At 64.2% G+C, this 3,804-nt stretch carries 1 protein-coding gene; it reads left to right on the top strand.

The genetic code is table 11. From position 1 onward, the window contains the following. The coding region (locus DN388_RS25285; RefSeq protein WP_255002863.1) for a condensation domain-containing protein at positions 1-3,804 on the top strand (3,804 nt) is incomplete at both ends.

Raw genomic sequence — 3,804 nt, forward strand, 5'->3', positions numbered from 1 at the left:
CCCACTGGACCTGCCGCGACGAAGGTCGCAACAGCGTGCCGATCGGCCAGCCGATCGCCAACCTGGGCGCGTACGTGCTCAGTGCCGACCTGCTGCCGTTGCCGGCGGGTGCCACCGGCGAGTTGTACCTGACCGGTGCAGGCCTGGCGCGCGGTTACCACCGCCGTGCCGCGCTGACCGCCGAGCGCTTCGTCGCCAGCCCGTTCGGCGCCGGTCAGCGCCTGTACCGTACCGGTGACCTGGCACGCCAACGCGCCGACGGCGTGATCGACTACATGGGGCGAGTCGACCACCAGGTGAAGATCCGCGGCCTGCGTATCGAACTCGGTGAAATCGAAGCGCACCTGCTCGAACTGAACTGCGTTCGCGAGGCCAGCGTGCTGGCCGTTGAAGCAGGCAGCGGCCTGCAACTGGCCGCCTACCTGGTGGCCAGTGACGCCACCCTGGCGTCGGCCAGCAGTGCGCAGCAGGCGCAATGGCGCGATGCTGTTCGCCAGCAGTTGCTGACCGGTCTGCCCGACTACATGGTGCCAACCCACCTGATACTGCTGGAACAACTGCCGCTGAGCCCGAACGGCAAGCTCGATCGCAAGGCTCTGCCCGGCATCGGCGACGCAGCCACGCGCAGCGAGCATGTCGCTGCCTCCAACCCACTGGAACAGCAACTGGCCGCTATCTGGCAGGCGGTACTCAAGCTTGATCGCGTGGGCGTTACCGACAACTTCTTCGAACTGGGCGGCGACTCGATCATCTCGATCCAGGTCGTCAGTCGCGCCCGTCAGGCCGGTATCCGCTTCACTCCCAAGGCGCTGTTCGAACACCAGACCATCCAGCGCCTGGCCACGGTTGCCCAGACCAGCGATGCACGCTCGGTTGTCGACCAATCGCCCTTGCAGGGCGAAACGGCATTGCTGCCGATCCAGCAGATGTTCTTCGAACTGCCGATGCCCGAGCGGCATCACTGGAATCAGGCCGTACTGCTCAAGGCCAACGCCAGGCTTGATGCGGCGGCGCTGGAGCAGGCCCTGCAAAGCCTGGTGCTGCACCACGACGCCTTGCGCCTGCAGTTCACCGAAACCGCCCGCGGCTGGACCGGCGAGTACCGTTCGCAAGCGGCCCAGCGCGAAGCCTGGGCACACACACCGCTGCTGTGGCAACACACAGTCAGTGATGCGCATGCGCTACAAGCACTGGCCGAATCGGCGCAGCGTAGCCTGGACCTGGAAGGCGGCCTGGTCCGTGCGCTGCTTGCCGAGCTCGCCGATGGCAGCCAGCGCCTGTTGCTGGTGATTCACCACCTGGCGGTCGATGGCGTGTCGTGGCGCATTCTCTTCGAAGACCTGCAGGCAGCATACCGCCGTGCAGTGGCCGGGCACGCTGTCGAACTGCCCGCCAGGACCCGCTCGCTGCGTGCCTGGGCCGAACAGTTGCAGGCGTTCGCCAGGCACACCGGGCAGGACCAGGAACTCGCCTACTGGCAGCAGTTGCACGGAGCGAGCAATGACCTGCCCTGCGACCGTGCAGCCGATCGCCTGATCAACCGCAACAGCAACAGTGTGCAGGTCGTGCTGGACAAGCAACGCACCCGCCAGTTGCTGCAACAGGCACCGGCGGCGTATCGCACCCAGGTCAACGACCTGCTGCTCAGCGCGCTGGCGCAGGTCATCACGCGCTGGAGCGGTCACGACGACCTGCTGCTGCAACTCGAAGGGCATGGCCGCGAAGAGCTGTTCGAAGACATGGACCTGACCCGTACCGTCGGCTGGTTCACCAGCCTGTTCCCGGTACGCCTGACCCCGGCCAGTACGCTGGGTGGCACGATCAAGCAGATCAAGGAGCAACTGCGCGCCATCCCCAACAAGGGCATCGGCTTCGGCGCCTTGCGCTACCTGGGCGATGCACAGACGCAACAGACCATGCAGCAACTGCCTGTGCCGCGCCTGACGTTCAATTACCTGGGTCAGCTCGATGGCACCTTCGACAGTGACGAGGGTGCGCTGTTTGCCCCCGCTGCAGAAAGCGCAGGTATCGGGCAGAGCCTGGACGCCCCGCAGAGCAACTGGCTGACCCTCAACTGCCAGGTGTTTGCCGGTGAACTGAGCCTGACCTGGGGCTACAACAGCGCAATGTACGATGCATCGACCATTGAAGGGCTGGCCGAAGATTACCTGCATTCGCTGAGCCGCCTGATCGAGCACTGCCTGCAGGCCGACAACCACGGCCTGACGCCGTCGGACGTGCCTCTGGCCCGTTTGAGCCAGGCGCAGCTCGATGCACTGCCCCTTTCGGCCCAGCAGGTTGAAACGCTGTACCCGCTGGCCCCGATGCAACAGGGCATGCTGTTTCACACCCTTTACCAGCAACAAGCAGGCAACTACATCAATCAGATGCGCCTGGACGTACGCGGCCTGGATGCAGAACGCTTCCGGGCTGCCTGGCAGGCCACCCTGGATGCCCATGACATCCTGCGCAGCGGTTTCCTCTGGCAGGGCCAGCTCGACGAGCCGCTGCAAGTGGTGCACAAGCGAGTCGAACTGCCGTTCAGCGTACTGGACTGGCGCGAGCGCCAGGGTTGCAGCGCAGCGCTGGACACCCTGGCTGGCGAAGAGCTGATGCAGCCGTTCGACCTGCAGCAACCGCCATTGCTGCGCCTGTTCATGGTCCGCACCGGCGAGGACAGCCATCACCTCATCTACACCCACCATCACATCCTGATGGATGGCTGGAGCAACTCGCAGATGATGGGTGAGGTGATGCAGCGCTACCATGGCCAGCGCGTGCCCCAGTCCAGCGGTCGCTACAGCGATTACATCGCCTGGCTGCAACAGCAGGACCCGACACTGAGCGAGACGTTCTGGAAAGCCCAGGTACAGACCCTCGATGCGCCCACTCGGCTTGCAGCGGCCATCACTGCGCAACGCTCACCGGGGTCCGGCCACGCACACCTCGAAGCCGCGCTCGAACAGGCCGACACTGCCCGGCTCGAGACCTTTGCCCGCCAGCAGAAGGTGACCCCCAACACACTGGTTCAGGCAGCCTGGCTGATCGTGCTGCAGCGTTACTGCGCACAGACGACGGTCTGCTTCGGTGCCACCGTCTCCGGTCGCCCGGCGGAGCTCAGCGGGGTGGAACAGCAACTGGGGCTGTTCATCAACACCTTGCCAGTGGTCGCCACGCCGCTGCCCGAGCTCAGCGTCGGCCAATGGCTGCAGCAGGTGCAGGCGCAGAACCTGAGCTTGCGAGAACATGAACACACCCCGTTGTTCGAGATTCAACGCTTGGCCGGCAAGAACGCCGAAAGCCTGTTCGACACCCTTCTGGTGTTCGAGAACTATCCGATTTCGCAAGCCCTGGAACAGACGCCAAGCACAACACTGCACTTTGGCAGCATCCGTACCCATGAGCAGACCAACTATCCCTTGACCTTGATGGTCGGCTTCGGCGCGATGCTGACCTTGCAGGCAAGTTACGACCAGGCGCATTTCGATACCGCCACGGTCGAGAAGCTCGCTCACTCACTGCTCAGGCTGCTGAGGGCGATGCTCGACTCGCCAGACCAGGCCATCGGCGACCTGGTGATGCTTGCACCGCAGGAACAGCACACCGTACTGCTCGACTGGAACCTGACATCGACCCACTACCCACTCGAGCAACCGGTTCATCAATTGATCGAGGCGCAGGTCGAACAGACACCGAACGCGCCGGCACTGGTGTTCGGCGAACAGCACCTGAGCTATGCCGAACTCAACAGCCGTGCCAACCAGCTCGCTCATGCGCTGATTGCACGCGGTGTCGGCCCCGACA

It is taken from the genome of Pseudomonas sp. S12(2018), from assembly GCF_024355235.1.
In the GTDB taxonomy this organism is placed as follows: domain Bacteria; phylum Pseudomonadota; class Gammaproteobacteria; order Pseudomonadales; family Pseudomonadaceae; genus Aquipseudomonas; species Aquipseudomonas palmensis.